The organism is Clavibacter californiensis (assembly GCF_021952865.1).
Classification (GTDB): domain Bacteria; phylum Actinomycetota; class Actinomycetes; order Actinomycetales; family Microbacteriaceae; genus Clavibacter; species Clavibacter californiensis.
Map to the genome: position 1 here is coordinate 895741 of NZ_CP040792.1, position 13990 is coordinate 909730.

The 13990-nt window shown below is 75.4% G+C and carries 12 protein-coding genes; 8 read left to right on the forward strand and 4 right to left on the reverse strand.

Annotation, left to right across the window (positions count from 1 at the left end; translation table 11 throughout):
* The first annotated feature begins 67 nt into the window (after nucleotides 1-67).
* The 3 genes from FGD68_RS04505 (at nucleotide 68) to FGD68_RS15505 (ending at nucleotide 3795) form a co-directional block, all read left to right on the forward strand.
* Entirely contained in the window at nucleotides 68-1003 is a 936-nt protein-coding gene (locus tag FGD68_RS04505; protein WP_237609832.1) for an NAD(P)-dependent oxidoreductase, read from the forward strand.
* Between the two features lie 66 nt (nucleotides 1004-1069).
* The gene (gene pyrE / locus FGD68_RS04510; RefSeq protein WP_086505898.1) at nucleotides 1070-1624 is read left to right on the forward strand and encodes an orotate phosphoribosyltransferase; all 555 of its coding nucleotides are present in this window, start codon (nucleotides 1070-1072) and stop codon (nucleotides 1622-1624) included.
* Nucleotides 1624-3795, forward strand: a complete 2172-nt coding sequence (locus tag FGD68_RS15505) for a septum formation family protein (RefSeq protein WP_262914784.1) — start codon at nucleotides 1624-1626, stop codon at nucleotides 3793-3795. Before pyrE ends, FGD68_RS15505 begins: the two co-directional genes overlap by 1 nt.
* A 15-nt stretch (nucleotides 3796-3810) precedes the next feature.
* Here FGD68_RS15505 and FGD68_RS04520 read toward each other — a convergent pair whose 3' ends face one another.
* A complete protein-coding gene (locus FGD68_RS04520) occupies nucleotides 3811-4608 on the reverse strand; it encodes an HAD-IIA family hydrolase (RefSeq protein ID WP_119373362.1) in 798 nt (265 codons plus the stop codon).
* Between the two features lie 127 nt (nucleotides 4609-4735).
* Here FGD68_RS04520 and FGD68_RS04525 point away from each other — a divergent pair, with 127 nt between their 5' ends.
* Complete coding sequence (locus FGD68_RS04525) at nucleotides 4736-5641, forward strand: metallophosphoesterase (RefSeq protein ID WP_119373363.1); 906 nt, start codon at nucleotides 4736-4738, stop codon at nucleotides 5639-5641.
* A gap of 73 nt (nucleotides 5642-5714) precedes the next feature.
* Here FGD68_RS04525 and FGD68_RS04530 read toward each other — a convergent pair whose 3' ends face one another.
* Complete coding sequence (locus FGD68_RS04530; RefSeq protein WP_104237414.1) at nucleotides 5715-5885, reverse strand: CsbD family protein; 171 nt, start codon at nucleotides 5883-5885, stop codon at nucleotides 5715-5717.
* Between the two features lie 184 nt (nucleotides 5886-6069).
* Between FGD68_RS04530 and FGD68_RS04535 the strand changes: the two genes are divergently transcribed.
* Together FGD68_RS04535 and FGD68_RS04540 are read left to right on the forward strand one after the other, a co-directional pair.
* Entirely contained in the window at nucleotides 6070-6489 is a 420-nt protein-coding gene (locus FGD68_RS04535; RefSeq protein WP_119373364.1) for a PLD nuclease N-terminal domain-containing protein, read from the forward strand.
* An 88-nt stretch (nucleotides 6490-6577) separates the two neighbouring features.
* Entirely contained in the window at nucleotides 6578-8767 is a 2190-nt protein-coding gene (locus FGD68_RS04540; RefSeq protein WP_237609833.1) for a RecQ family ATP-dependent DNA helicase, read from the forward strand.
* Nucleotides 8768-8786: 19 nt separating this feature from the next.
* Here FGD68_RS04540 and FGD68_RS04545 read toward each other — a convergent pair whose 3' ends face one another.
* Entirely contained in the window at nucleotides 8787-9923 is a 1137-nt protein-coding gene (locus FGD68_RS04545) for a DNA-methyltransferase (RefSeq protein WP_237609834.1), read from the reverse strand.
* A 146-nt stretch (nucleotides 9924-10069) separates the two neighbouring features.
* On the opposite strand from FGD68_RS04545, the gene FGD68_RS04550 reads away from it, so the two are divergent.
* Both FGD68_RS04550 and FGD68_RS04555 read left to right on the forward strand, forming a co-directional pair.
* On the forward strand, nucleotides 10070-11422 hold the full coding sequence (locus FGD68_RS04550; protein WP_237610038.1) for a DUF4190 domain-containing protein: 1353 nt from the start codon (nucleotides 10070-10072) through the stop codon (nucleotides 11420-11422).
* Nucleotides 11423-11520: 98 nt separating this feature from the next.
* Nucleotides 11521-12765 carry a kynureninase gene (locus FGD68_RS04555; RefSeq protein ID WP_119373544.1) on the forward strand — a complete coding sequence of 415 codons (1245 nt, stop codon included), beginning with the start codon at nucleotides 11521-11523 and terminating at the stop codon, nucleotides 12763-12765.
* Between the two features lie 33 nt (nucleotides 12766-12798).
* On the opposite strand, the gene FGD68_RS04560 is transcribed toward FGD68_RS04555, so the two are convergent.
* Entirely contained in the window at nucleotides 12799-13893 is a 1095-nt protein-coding gene (locus FGD68_RS04560; RefSeq protein WP_119373545.1) for a Gfo/Idh/MocA family oxidoreductase, read from the reverse strand.
* Between the last annotated feature and the right edge of the window lie 97 nt (nucleotides 13894-13990).

Below are 13990 nucleotides of genomic sequence, written 5' to 3' on the forward strand. Positions count from 1 at the left end.
GCCCGCCGCCGTGTCCGGGCGGCGTCGCGTCTGCGGACCTCGCAGATCGCGGGCGTACCGTCGGGGCATGACCGACGACACCGCTGCCGCGCCCGCATCCACCCCCGCATCCGACGGGCAGCCCCGCGTGGCGCTCCTCGGCACCGGCGTCATGGGGTCCGGCATGAGCCGCTCGATCCTCCGCGCGGGCCTGCCGCTCGCCGTCTGGAACCGCAGCGCCGACAAGGCCGCGCCCCTCGCCGACGCCGGCGCGACCGTCGCCCAGACCGCCGCCGACGCGGTGCGCGACGCCGACGTCGTGGTCGTGATGCTGTTCGACGCGGATGCCGTGCTCGAGGTCCTCGCCGAGGTCGCGCCCGCGCTCCGCCCCGACGCCGTCGTGCTCCAGTCCTCCACCGTCGGCGTCGAGGGCACCCGGCGGATCGCCGCGCTCGCCGCCGAGCACGGCGTCCGCTTCGTCGACGCGCCCGTCCTCGGCACGCGCGGTCCGGCCGAGCAGGGCCTCCTCGTGCACCTCGTCTCCGGATCCGCGGCCGACATCGCCGTCGCCCGCCCCGTCCTCGAGGCGACCGGCTCGCGCACCGTGGTCGCGGGGACGGACGCGGGACCGGGATCCGCCCTCAAGCTCGCGTGCAACGCGTGGATCGCCTCCATCACCGCCGCCACCGGCCAGTCGCTCGGCCTCGCGCGCCTGCTCGGCGTCGAGCCGGGCCTCTTCCTCGACGCGATCGCGGGCGGCGCGGCCGACACGCCGTACGCGCACCTCAAGGGCGGAGCGATGCTGTCCGGCGAGCTCGCGCCGTCGTTCGCGCTCGACGGCCTGCTCAAGGACGTGACGCTGATGCTCGCCGCGCTCGACGGCGCCGACGCGCACGACTTCGACACCGCGATGCTCGAGGCGCTCCGCGAGACGTACGCGGAGGCGTCTGCGGCCGGCCACGGCGGCGACGACGTGGCCGCGGTGGGCACGGTCTTCGGGCTGCCGACCGGGCCCGACGCCTGATCCGGTCGGCGTCCCGCCCGCCCGTCGCACCGGCCCACGCCGTTCCCCGCCCGTAGGATCGGCTGCGTGACGACCTCCGACGCCCGCCAGCAGCTCATCGCCCACATCAAGGAGGACGCCGTCTTCCACGGCGACTTCACCCTGACGAGCGGCAAGAAGGCCACCTACTACGTCGACCTCCGCCGCGTGAGCCTCGACCACCGCGTCGCGCCGCTCATCGGGCAGGTCATGCTCGACCTCATCGCGGACGTGCCCGATGTGGCGGCGGTCGGCGGGCTGACGATGGGCGCGGATCCCATCGCCGCCGCGATCCTGCACCAGGGCGCCGCGGTCGGCCGCGGCTACGACGCCTTCGTCGTGCGCAAGGAGCCCAAGGACCACGGCCGCGGCCGCCAGGTCGAGGGCCCTGACCTGAAGGGCAAGCGCGTCATCGTCGTCGAGGACACCTCCACCACCGGCGGATCCCCGCTGAAGGCCATCGAGGCGCTCGAGAAGGTGGGCGCGGAGATCGCCGCGGTCGCCGTCGTGGTCGACCGCTCGACCGACGCACGTGAGGTGATCGAGGCCGCGGGGCACCGCTACCTGTACGCGATCGGCCTCGAGGACCTGGGGCTGGCCTAGTGAGCGGGGCGCCCGGCGGCGGCACCGGATCCGGTCGCGACGACGACGACCCGTTCGCGGTCCGTCCGGCCACCGACGCCGACCGCGAGAGGCCCGCCCAGCCGCTCGCGCCCATCGGCTGGGGTCGCCCGGCCGGCCGCGAGCCCGTGCCCGCGGAGCAGGACGCCGCCGAGCAGGACGCCGCCGGGCAGACCGAGGGCGGCGTGGATCCCGCTCCCGCCGACGCGCCGCAGCCCCCGGACGCCGACATCCTCGCGGGCATCGTCCCGCGCGACCCGACCGAGGACGACGAGCGCGTCGCCCCGCTCGACCAGGTGGACGCGGACCAGGACGCCCATGATCTCGACGCCGCCCTCGACGCGCCGGCGCCCGAGCCCCGCATCGCGGACGCCCCGGTCGACGCGGGCGACGTGGAGTTCCCCGGCGAGCCCGACCCCGGGTACGTGCCCGCCCCCGCGGCAGACGGAACGGGCGAGGTGCTGTCCGGCGAGGTCGAGACCGATCCCGCGCCGGTCGACGACGCGCCCGCCGAGCTGGTGCTCGAGCCGGTCGACGACGCGCAGGATGACGCGGCCCCGCCGGTCGTGCCCGCGGACGCGCCGGTCGTCGACGCCGAGCTCGTCGAGGATCCCGCCGTGCAGGCAGCCCCCGACGACGACCCGGTCCAGCTGACGCCGCTCCGGGACGACCGGATGGACGAGGACGCGGAGGTCGTCGACGATCCCGCGGACGATGCCGCGCATGAGGTCGAGCCGCAGGCGCTCGGCGGGGACGTCGACGCGTCCGCCGGCGCCGGCGCCGGTGCCGAGCGCGACGACGAGGATGCGGCTCCTGCGCCGCTCGCCCCCGCGGCCGCCGCGGCGCGTGCCGCCGCGATGGCGTGGGCATCCGGATCCGCGCCCGCTGCTGCGCCTGCCGCTGCTGCTGCCGCTCACGCCGAGCCTGCCGACGCCCCGCCGACCGCGGATCGCCCAGAGGCCGCACCCGAGCCGGAGGACGCACCCGAGCCGGAGGCCGCACCCGAGCCGGAGGCGGTGCCCGAGCCGGAGGCGGTGCCCGAGCCGGAGGCGGCCGTCCTGTCCTCGCCGGTCGTCGAGTCGTCGGACGCCGACCGCGCGCCCGAGCACGGTGCCGAGCCGCGGGACGAGGTCGCCCCGACCGCTCGCGTCCCCGATCCCGCCCCCAGCTCCTTCGCACCGCCGGACGCCTCCGCCGCCGAACCCGTCGACGCGATCTCCCTGCTCTTCGGCGACGTCGAGGCGGATCCCACGAACGAGCGCGCCGACGCCGACGCCGACGTGGAAGCCGACGCCGAGGACCGGCCCACGGCCCCCGAGGACGCGGACGACCGCACGCGGATCCTCCCCGCCTCCACCTCCGCCCCTGCCGCTGCCGCGCCGCGCCCCGACCGCGACGCCCCCACCGTCGCCGTCCCGGCCGCCTCCCCGCGTCCCGATCCGGCCCCGCGTCCCGCCCCGGTGCCCCCACCGTACGCGGCTCCGCCCGCACCCCGGGCGCCGGCGCCGCGCGCCCCCGTCCTCGACACGGCCCGGATCCCCGCGCCCGCCGCCGCACCACCGCGCGGACCCCGCGGCCCGCGTCGCACCGGCCTCTGGGTCGGCGGCGCGATCCTCCTGGTGCTGCTCCTCGTCGGCCTCTTCTACCTGGGCCAGCGGCTCGGATCCACCGCCGCACCCGATGCGGCCCCCGTCGCCACGCCGACGGCCGAGGCCACGCCGACCCCGTCGCCCACCCCGACCGATCCCGTGCAGGGCCCGGCCGCGGCAGGCGTCCAGGCGTGGGACGCGCTCCTCGGCGGCGAGTGCATCGACCCGTACACGACGCCGTGGGAGGAGGAGTTCACGGTCGTCGACTGCGGCTCCGAGCACCACGCGCAGATGGTCGCCCGCGTCGCCCTGCCGCAGACCGGAGACACGTTCCCCGGCGAGGAGGCCGTGCGCGACTCCGCCGACGAGCTCTGCATCGCCGACACCGTGATCGACTACGCGGCGGCTCGCGCCTACTCCGACGTGCAGTACCAGTCGGCGTACCCCATCACGCAGGACGAGTGGACGGCCGGCGACCGCGACGCCTACTGCTTCGTCTCGCGCGCCGGCGGCGGCACCTTCACGGGCAGCATCGGCGTCCCGCAGCCGCCCGTCGTGCCCTAGCCGCCTGCGGCCTGATCAGAGCTCGGACTCGACGGGCTCCGGATCCAGCAGCTCGGTGACGCCCGACAGCACCTCGTCGGGCCGGAACGGGTAGCGCTCGATCTCGGCCCGGTCGCTGATGCCCGTGAGCACGAGCACCGTGTGGAGCCCCGCCTCGATGCCCGCGATGATGTCGGTGTCCATGCGGTCGCCGATCATGCCGGTGCTCTCGGAGTGCGCGCCGATCTTGTTGAGCGCCGAGCGGAACATCATCGGGTTCGGCTTGCCCACGATGTACGGCTCCTTGCCCGTGGCCTTCGAGATGAGCGCGAGCACCGCGCCCGTCGCGGGCAGCACGCCCTCCGCGCTCGGTCCGGTCGCGTCGGGGTTCGTCGCGATGTAGCGCGCGCCGCCGTTGATGAGGCGGATCGCCCGCGTGATCGCCTCGAACGAGTAGTTGCGCGTCTCGCCGATGACCACGAAGTCGGGCTTCGTGTCGGTCATGATGAAGCCCGCCTCGTGCAGCGCGGTCGTGAGGCCTGCCTCGCCGATGACGAACGCGCATCCGCCGGGCATCTGCTGCTCGAGGAACGCGGCGGTCGCGAGCGCGGAGGTCCAGATCGACTCCTCGGGCACGTGCAGGCCGGACGCGCGGAGCCGGGCCGAGAGGTCGCGCGGCGTGAAGATGCTGTTGTTGGTGAGCACGAGGAAGGGCTTGCCCTGGTCCTGCCACTGCTGGATGAGGGCCGCCGCGCCGGGCAGGGCCTGGTTCTCGTGCACCAGCACGCCGTCCATGTCGGTGAGCCAGCAGTCCATCTCGTCGCGCGTCGCCATGGGGTTCCCTCTCGTCGTGGGACGAGGCTACCGCCGGGGATGCGCGGCCGTCGGTCCCGCGGGCGGCGTCACCCGATGTCCGCCCGCCGTCCCCCGCTGTGTCGGCCCGTCCCCGTAGGGTCGGCGCATGCACGCACTGCCTCCCGGATCCCTGCGCCTCGTCCACCTCAGCGACACCCACCTCCTCCGCGACGGCGGCCTGCACCAGGGCGTCGTCGACACGGGCGCTGCCCTCGAGCGCGTCCTCGTCGAGGCCGACCGCGTCCCGCACGTCCGGCTCCTCGTCGGCTCGGGCGACTTCTCGGAGGACGGCACCGCCGAGTCGTACGCGCTCCTGAGCGAGCGGCTCGTGCCGTGGACCTCGTCGCGCGGCGCCGCGCTCGTGCTCACGCCCGGCAACCACGACGTGCGCTCCGCCTTCCGGCTCGTGCTCGGCGACGGACACGGCGCTCCCGGCACCGACGACGGACGCGATCCCGCGGCCGTGCCGCCCATCGACGGCGTCACGATCGTGGACGGCTGGCGCATCGCGACCCTCGACACCTCCGTGCCCGGCAAGGGCTACGGCGCCCTCCGCGAGCAGCAGCTCGACGGGCTCCGCGAGCTGCTCGCGACCCCGGCTGAGCACGGCACCGTGCTCGTGCTGCACCACCCGCCGGTGCCCGCGCCCACGACGCTGCACGAGTCGCTCGCGCTGCAGGGCCCGGAGCGGCTGGCCGAGATCGTGCGCGGCAGCGACGTGCGGGTGATCCTCTCGGGGCACTACCACCACCACATCGTCGGGTCGCTGGCGGGCGTGCCCGTGCTGGTAGCGCCCGGAGTCGCGAACGAGACGGACGTGGCGGCGGAGGTCGGCACGGAGCGCATCGTGCGCGGATCCGGGTTCCTCGTGGTCGACGTCGACCCGGCGGGCGTCGTCACGTCGGTCGTGGTGCGGGCGCACGCGGAGGACGACGGCGACGAGGTCGCGCTCCTCGACGCGGAGCTGGTGCAGCGGATCATCGCGGACTCGGGGGCTCCCGCCCTGCCGTGACGACCGGGCCCGGGCATGAGGAGAGGCGGCGACCCCACGGGTCGCCGCCTCTCCTGGCGCTGCTGGTCCGGCTCTACTTGAAGACGTCCTTGACGTTCTCGCCGGCCTTCTTGGCGGACGCCGCGGCCTGGTCCTTCTGGCCCTCGGCCTTGAGGCTCTCGTCGCCCTTGTGCTCGCCGAGCGCCTCCTTGGCCTTGCCCGCGATGTCCTGAGCAGCGTTCTTGATCTTGTCGTCGAGACCCATGATCTCCTCCTCACTGAGGCCACCGGGTGCGGCCCACGACTGGACTGTAGGACGGAGCGCTCCTGAACACCTGACAGATGGGAGGTGCGTGTCCACTGAGCGAAACGCCGCCGCCCTGCACCCTCCGCGACGTCCGTGCAAGGGACTTCCGCCGGGCCCCGCGCCGCCCCTAGGCTCCCTGACCGTGATCCTCTTCGGGCTGCTCCCCCTCCTCGTGACCGTGTGCGCGCTCGTCGACGTCATCACCCGCCCGGACGACCAGGTCAAGCACCTGCCGAAGCTCGTCTGGATCCTGCTCATCGTCTTCCTGCCGCTCATCGGCAGCATCGTGTGGTTCTGCGTCGGCCACGACTGGGACGCGCGGCGCGAGCCCGTCGGCCCGCCGGACCGGAGCGCGGCCTACGAGCGCGCGGCAGCCGCGGACGACCTGCGCGTGCGGAGCACCGAGCAGCAGCTCGCCGACCTCGAGGAGGAGGAGCGGCACTACTCGGCGCTCGCGCGGATGAAGCAGCTCCAGGCCGAGCAGGCGGTGCGGGCCGCCCGGGCCGCGGGACCGGCGCGGGCGCCACGGGCCATCGAGCCGGGATCCACCCCCGAGCGGTAGTCCCTCCTCAGGTCGCGGGCCGCCGCGCCCTCCCTCCGTGGGGCCGCCGCGGGACGGCGGGGTCGGGGGCGGATGGGAGCATGGCCGCATGCCCGACACCGCGACGCCACCCTCCTCCGCTGAGTCCTCCGCCGCTCCGACCTCCGACCTCCGGTCCGCCGCCCGCGAGCACCTGTCCCGGCTCGTCGGCGTCGCGGGCGCCGACTTCCACGACGGGCAGTTCGAGGCCATCGAGGCCCTCGTGCAGGACCGCTCCCGCGCCCTCGTCGTGCAGCGCACCGGATGGGGCAAGTCGGCCGTCTACTTCGTCGCCACCCTGCTCCTCCGCCAGCAGGGCCTCGGCCCCACGCTCCTCGTCTCCCCGCTCCTCGCGCTCATGCGCGACCAGGTCGCCGCGGCCCGGCGTGCCGGCGTGCGCGCGGTCGCCATGAACTCGAGCAACGCCCACGAGTGGGACGACCTGCTGCGCGCGCTCGACGCCGACGAGGTCGACCTGCTCCTCGTGTCGCCCGAGCGCCTGAACAACCCGCGCTTCCGCGACGAGCAGCTGCCCGCGCTCCGGGCGCGGCTCGGCCTGCTCGTGGTCGACGAGGCGCACTGCATCTCCGACTGGGGCCACGACTTCCGGCCCGACTACCGGCGCCTCCGCGACCTCATCTCCTCCGTCGACGAGCGCGTGCCCGTGCTCGCCACCACCGCCACCGCGAACTCGCGCGTGGTGGCCGACGTCGAGGAGCAGCTGAGCGTCGGATCCGCCGGCGCGGGCGTCGTCGAGGCCGACCGCGTGCCCGTGGTCACCATCCGCGGACCGCTCGCCCGGCGCTCGCTACGGCTCGGCGTGCTGCGGCTCGAGAACAGCCGCGACCGGCTCGGCTGGCTCCTCAGCCACCTCGACGAGCTGCCCGGCAGCGGCATCATCTACGCGCTCACCGTCTCCGCCGCGCAGGACACCGCGCGGCTGCTGCGCGACGCCGGCCACGCGGTCAAGGCGTACACGGGGCGCGACGATCCGGCCGACCGCGAGCAGGCGGAGGGCGAGCTGCAGCGCAACGAGGTCAAGGCGCTCGTCGCCACCAGCGCGCTCGGCATGGGCTTCGACAAGCCCGACCTCGGCTTCGTCGTGCACCTCGGGGCCCCGTCGTCGCCCGTCTCCTACTACCAGCAGGTCGGGCGCGCGGGGCGCGGGTCCGCCGACGCGGACGTGCTGCTCCTGCCCGGCCGCGAGGATCCGGACATCTGGCAGTACTTCGCCACGGCCTCCATGCCGGACGAGCAGCAGGCGGCATCCGTCATCAAGGCGCTCGGCGACAGCGACCGGCCGCTGTCCGTGCCCGCGCTCGAGTCGCGGGTCTCGCTCTCGCGCAGCCGGCTCGACCTCCTGCTCAAGGTGCTCGACGTCGACGGGGCCGTGCGGCGGAACACCTCGGGCTGGTCGGCCACGGGCGTCCCGTGGGTCTACGACCGCGCCAGGTACGAGCAGGTCGCCGCGGCGCGCGTGCGCGAGCAGCAGGCGATGCTCGACTACGAGACCACGCTCGGCTGCCGGATGGAGTTCCTCCAGCGTCAGCTCGACGACGACACCGCGGCCCCGTGCGGGCGCTGCGATCGGTGCGCGGGTGCGTGGTACCCGTCGTCGCTCGACCAGCGGGCGTCGGCCACGGCATCGCAGGCGCTCGACAGGGTCGGGCTGCCGATCGAGCCGCGGCTGCGCTGGCCCACGGGCGCGTCGACCGTCGGCGTGCCGCTCAGCGGCGCGATCGCGGCGAACGAGCAGGTGGACGAGGGCCGGGCGCTCGCGCGCCTCACCGACCTCGGCTGGGGCGGCCGCCTCCGCACCGTCTTCGCGGCCGGCGCGGAGGACGCGCCGGTCGACGACGCGCTCGTCGCGGCATGCGTCCGCGTGCTCGCCGAGTGGGGCTGGGCCGAGCGTCCGCGTGCCGTCGTGCACGTGCCGTCGGCGAGCCGGCCGCAGCTCGTCGGCAGCCTCGCCCAGCGCATCGCCGAGGTCGGGCGGCTGCCGTTCCTGGGATCGCTCGACCTCGTGGATCCGGGCGCGCCCGGCGCCGCGCGCGGCAACAGCGTCTACCGGCTGGGGCGGGTGCACCCGCGGTTCCAGGTGCCCGCGCACCTCGCGGACGACCTCGCGGCGGATCCGCGTCCCGTCCTCCTCGTGGACGACCTGGTCGACACGCGGTGGACGCTCACGGTCGCCGGCCGTCTGCTGCGGAAGGCGGGGGCCACGCGCGTGCTGCCGTTCGCGCTCGCGCAGCAGGGGTAGCCGGGCGGGCGATCGCGGATCAGTCGGCGACCGGATCCGGCTCCGGCTCCGTCTCCGGCTCGACGAAGACGGTGCCCCCGCCCGCGAGACGCGCGCGCATCACCTCGATGGCCTGCGGGTTCTCGTCCACCAGCACGAAGCGGCGGCCGAGCTCGCGGGCCGCTGCGCCCGTGGTGCCGGATCCCGCGAAGAAGTCGAGCACCCAGTCGCCGGGCCGGCTCGACGCCTGCACGATGCGGCGCAGCACGCCGAGCGGCTTCTGCGTCGCGTAGCCCGTCTTCTCGCGGCCGGTGGGGGAGACGATCGTGTGCCACCAGACGTCCGTCGGCAGCTTGCCGCGCTCGCGCTTCTCCGGGGTCACGAGGCCCGGCGCCATGTACGGCTCGCGGTCCACGCCCTCGGAGTCGAAGCGGTAGCGGACGGGGTCCTTCACGTAGACGAGGATCGTGTCGTGTTTCGCCGGCCAGCGGCGGCGCGACTTCGCGCCGTAGTCGTACGCCCACACGATCTCGTTGAGGAACGAGCGGCGGCCGAAGAGCGCATCGAGCACGACCTTCGCGTAGTGCACCTCGCGGTAGTCGAGGTGGAGGTAGAGGGTGCCCGTGGGATCCAGGAGGCGCCACGCCTCGATGAGGCGCGGCTCGAGGAAGTCCCAGTAGTCGGCGAACGAGTCGTCGAATCCGTAGAGCATTCCCTTCACGGAGTCGTAGCTGCGGCCATGGAAGCCGAGGCGCGCCCCCGGCGGGCGGACCCGCTCGGGCGTCGCGGTGCTCGCGGGGGCGAGGGCGACGGGGGTGGCGGGCTCCGCGGCGGCGCCGGGTGCGGCGTCGGGGGCAGGGGCGAACGAGGTGTCGGGTGCGGCGTCGGGTGCGTGTGGCACGGCGGCGTCGAGCGTGGTGGCCGGAACGACCTCGGCCTCGGCGTCCGTGGCCGGATCGTCGGCTGCCTCGGACTCGGCGTCCGCGTCGGGATCGGCGGCCGGATCCGGCGTGCGGGTCACGGTGAGGTTCTGCCGCTCCTGCGTGCGGCCGGTGTTGAACGGCGGATCCAGGTAGATGAGCTGGAAGGCGCCGTCGGGGAGCGCGCGGACGGCCTCGAGGTTCTCCGCGTGGATCACGAGGTCGGGGCCGTCGGGGGTCCACGCGGGCTGGGGCACGCCCCGAGGTTAACGGACCTCCGCGGACGCGCGGCGCGCGCCGGGACGGGACGGACGGCTGCGCCCGCGGTGCACGACGCCCCCATTACGGGGCGGTTCGCGCACGGCCCTGCCGCGCGGGTGGCGCCCTCCGCTATGAACGTCACATGAGCGATGACCGCGACCCCGGCCGGACCGACGGATCCCACCCCGACGAGCCGCGGGGCGAGGATCCGGCAGCCGGCGGCCCGGCCACCGGCGGCCCGGCCACCGGCGGCCCGGCCACCGGCGGCCCGGCCACCGGCGGTCCGGCCACCGACGGCTCGGCCCAGGGGGACGGATCCGCGGTGGGTGCCGTGGCGGATCCCGTCAGCCCCTACGGTCCGCCCGCCGTCCCGGCCGCGGCCGAGCCCGCCGCCGCGGGCGAGCCTGCCGCCGCAGCCGAGCCCGCCGCGGCGGCGGCGGAGCCTCAGCCCATGCCTGAGCCCGCCGACGTGCCCGAGCCCGCGGACGCGCCCGAGCCCGCGGACGCGCCCGCCCATCCCGCGCCGCCCCTGCCGCCGGTCGGATACGACGCCGGCGCGGGATCCGCCGGCCTCGGCGCCGGCTCCGGCGCCGCCCCGGGGCTCGCAGCGCCCGGCCCCTCCTACGCGCCGCCGGTCGGCGCCCCGCCCGCCGCCCCCGCGCCGCCCTACGTCTCCGGCCCACCGCCCCGCCCCCGCGGCGGCAAGGGCCTCGCCATCGCGGCGCTGGTCGTGGGCATCGCCGCGGTACTGGGCGCCTTCATCCCGTTCCTCAACTACGTCACGGCCATTCCCGCCCTGGTCGCGGCGGTGCTCGGCATCGTCTCGCTCGCCCGGCGGATGGACGGCAAGCCGCTGGCGCTGACGGGCCTCATCCTCGGCGCCGTCGGCTTCGTCCTCAGCATCGTGCTGGCGCTGGTCTACACGTTCGCGTTCGTGGGCTCGGTCACCGAGGCCCTGGAGACCGCGGGCCCCGGATCCGATACCGGCTTCGCCAGCCCCGAGCCGACCTCCGGCGAAGGCGACGACGACGCGACGGCCCAGCCCGGCACGAGCCCCGACGACCCGCTGCCGATCGGCACCCCGGTCACGGGCGAGGGCATCGACGGGCCGGAGTGGCAGGTCACGCTGGGCACGCCGATCCTCGACGCCACGGCAGCGGTCCTCGCGGCGGATCCGTCCAACGAACCGCCCGCGGCCGGCATGCAGTACGCGGTCGTCCCGGTCACCGCGACGTACCTCGGGTCGAGCACGGGGGATCCGCTGTCCGAGCTGGCCGTGGGGTTCCTCGCCCCCGACGGCACGCAGTACTCGGCCGCCGACAGCTTCGCGCAGGCGCCGGCGCCCGCGTTCACGGATGCCTACGAGATGCTCGAGCCGCAGGGCACCGCGAGCGGGAACGTCGTCGTCGAGATCCCCATCGACGGCGCCGCCGACGGCCTCTGGGCCACGGCGCCGGGGATGATCGCGGACGCGTACTACTTCCGGGCCGGCTAGCCGGCCACCGGCTGGCCCGGATGCCGCCCGCGCGCGACCGGGGCCTCGTCGGCGCGCGGGATCGCGGCGGCCTCCTGCGCGGAACGTAGGCTGCGGACGTGACACCCGACGCGCGCGGCACCGACGCCCCCTCCCGCCCCATCCCGTCAGCCGCCGAGCTCGACGCCCGCGATCCGCTCGCGCGCTTCCGCGACCTGTTCGTGCAGGCCGACGACGTGGTCGCCTACCTCGACGGCAACTCGCTCGGCCGGCCGACCCTCGCGAGCGTCGACCGCGTGGCCGACTTCGTGCGCGACCAGTGGGGCGGACGCCTCATCCGCGGCTGGGATGAGGACTGGCTCGCGATGCCGACGCGCATCGGCGACGACCTCGGCCGTGTCACCCTCGGGGCGGCGGCCGGCCAGACGTTCATCGGCGACTCGACCACGGTGATCCTCTACAAGCTCGTGCGCGCCGCCGTCCGCGCGCGGCCAGGCCGCGACGAGCTCGTGATCGACACCGACAACTTCCCGACCGACCGCTTCGTGCTCGAGGGCGTCGCGGAGGAGTGCGGCATGACGATCCGGTGGATCGACGTCGCGCCCGACGCCGGGGTCACGCCGGAGCTCGTCGCGGAGGCGGTGGGGGAGCGGACCGCGCTCGTCGTGCTCAGCCAGGTCGCCTACCGCTCGGGGTTCCTCGCGGACGTGCCGGGGATCACGCGCATCGTGCACGACGCCGGCGCGCTCGTGCTCTGGGACACCTGCCACTCGGTCGGCGTCGTGCCGACCGAGCTCGACGCGTGGGGCGTCGACCTCGCGGTCGGCTGCAGCTACAAGTACCTCGACGGCGGCCCCGGTGCGCCCGCGCACGGCTACGTGCGGGGCGATCTGCAGGCCGAGCTGCGGCAGCCGATCCAGGGCTGGATGGGCGCGCAGGACGTCTTCGCGATGGGGCCGGAGTACGTGCCGGCCGACGGGATCCGCCGCTTCCTCAGCGGCACGCCGCCCATCGTCGGCATGCTCGCGATGCAGGACATGATCGCGCTGATCGAGGAAGCGGGCATGGAGGCGATCCGCGCCAAGTCGCTCGCCCTCACCGGCTTCGCGCTCGACCTCGTCGACCGCGACCTCGTGCCGCTCGGCGCCCGCGTCGCGAGCCCGCGCGAGGAGGACCGCCGCGGCAGCCACGTGAGCGTCGACCACCCGCGGTTCCGCGAGATCGTCGGTGCCCTGTGGGCGGAGGGCGTGATCCCCGACTTCCGCGCCCCGTCCGGCCTCCGCCTCGGGCTCAGCCCGCTGACGACGTCGTTCCGCGAGGTCGAGGTCGGCGTCGAGGCGATCCGGCGCCACCTGGCGGGCTGATCCGCCCCGCCGCGCCCGAGCCGGGAGAGCGCGTCAGTCCGCCCACGCTCGCCGCGTGCTGCGGACCGGCTTCCCCGTGTCCGCGGCCTCGTGCATGAGCAGCGCGAGGTGGTGGTCCTGCGACGCCTCCGCGAGCGAGTTCGTGGACGGGCCGCCTGCCGCGTGCGCGTGCATCTCGACGAGGCACTGCGCGATCGCGATCTCGTCGTCCGCGAGCCGCCCGGGCGCGAAGGGGTTCTCGTAGACCCACTCGGATCCGAGCAGCAGGCCGCGCAGGTGGTGGCCCTCGAGGTTGCCGCCCTGCCCGGTCTCCACCCGCGTGATGTCCGCCCACGTGGGCGTCGTCGCGTCGAGCAGCCAGCTGACGTGCTCGTCGACGATCTCGCCGCGCTCGCCGCGGACGAGGAGCCGGTTGCGGCGGATCCAGGAGAAGTACTGCCGGTCGGAGAAGTCGTAGACGCCGAGGCGATCGCCGAAGTCGAAGCGCGCGGTGGTCTGCGCGGCCGTCACGACCTCCTCGCGCACGGGATCCCCGTCGCGGTCGGGCCCGGCGACGATCGGCGACGAGAAGCGGGCGGCCGTGATGGTCGCGTCCTCGAAGCCGATGCCGAGGGCCCGGCGCATCACGCGGACGCCGTGGTAGTCGTGGCACTGCGCGACGGTCGCCTGGCTGATCCGCCCGAGCCGGCCGCCGGCCGCGATCGCGAGCTGCGCGGCGAGCAGCGGCGAGAGCGGGTACTGCTCGGCCACCTCGATCCTGGCGCCCTGCCTCACGAGCGCGTCGAGCCGCTCGAGGTCAGCGACGGTCGCGCCGGGCGGCGTCTCGGTGAGCACGGCCACGCCGCGGTCGACGAGGTCGGCGATCACGTCGGGCGCGGCGGATCTGGGTACGGAGACGACCGCGAACGACGGCGCCTCCGCGGCGAGCAGCTCGGCCGCGGTGCGGAAGGTGCGGATCCCCCACTCCTCCTCGAGCGCGCGGCCGGTGTCGGCGCTGCGGGTCACGAGCCCGGTGACGGCGAAGCGCTCCGGGAGGGCGCGCGCGATGCGCAGGAAGAAGGCGCTGCGCCAGCCGCTCCCCACGATGCCGAAGCGGATCTGCGGGGCGGGCGGCGCGGCGTGGGGCATGGCGGCCAGCGTACGCGCGGGGTCGCGCGGGGTCGCGCGGGCCTCCCGCCGGGCGGCGTCCGGGCCGGCATCTCGGGCGCCCGGCTGGGTTCTCGCA

What these genes read in the sequence shown, in the direction of transcription:
- FGD68_RS04505 (WP_237609832.1), top strand. Translation starts at nt 68, where the DNA reads ATGACCGACGACACCGCTGCCGCGCCCGCATCCACCCCCGCATCCGAC.
- FGD68_RS04520 (WP_119373362.1), bottom strand. Translation starts at nt 4,608, where the DNA reads ATGGCGACGCGCGACGAGATGGACTGCTGGCTCACCGACATGGACGGC.
- FGD68_RS04525 (WP_119373363.1), top strand. Translation starts at nt 4,736, where the DNA reads ATGCACGCACTGCCTCCCGGATCCCTGCGCCTCGTCCACCTCAGCGAC.
- FGD68_RS04530 (WP_104237414.1), bottom strand. Translation starts at nt 5,885, where the DNA reads ATGGGTCTCGACGACAAGATCAAGAACGCTGCTCAGGACATCGCGGGC.
- FGD68_RS04540 (WP_237609833.1), top strand. Translation starts at nt 6,578, where the DNA reads ATGCCCGACACCGCGACGCCACCCTCCTCCGCTGAGTCCTCCGCCGCT.
- FGD68_RS04550 (WP_237610038.1), top strand. Translation starts at nt 10,070, where the DNA reads ATGAGCGATGACCGCGACCCCGGCCGGACCGACGGATCCCACCCCGAC.
- FGD68_RS04560 (WP_119373545.1), bottom strand. Translation starts at nt 13,893, where the DNA reads ATGCCCCACGCCGCGCCGCCCGCCCCGCAGATCCGCTTCGGCATCGTG.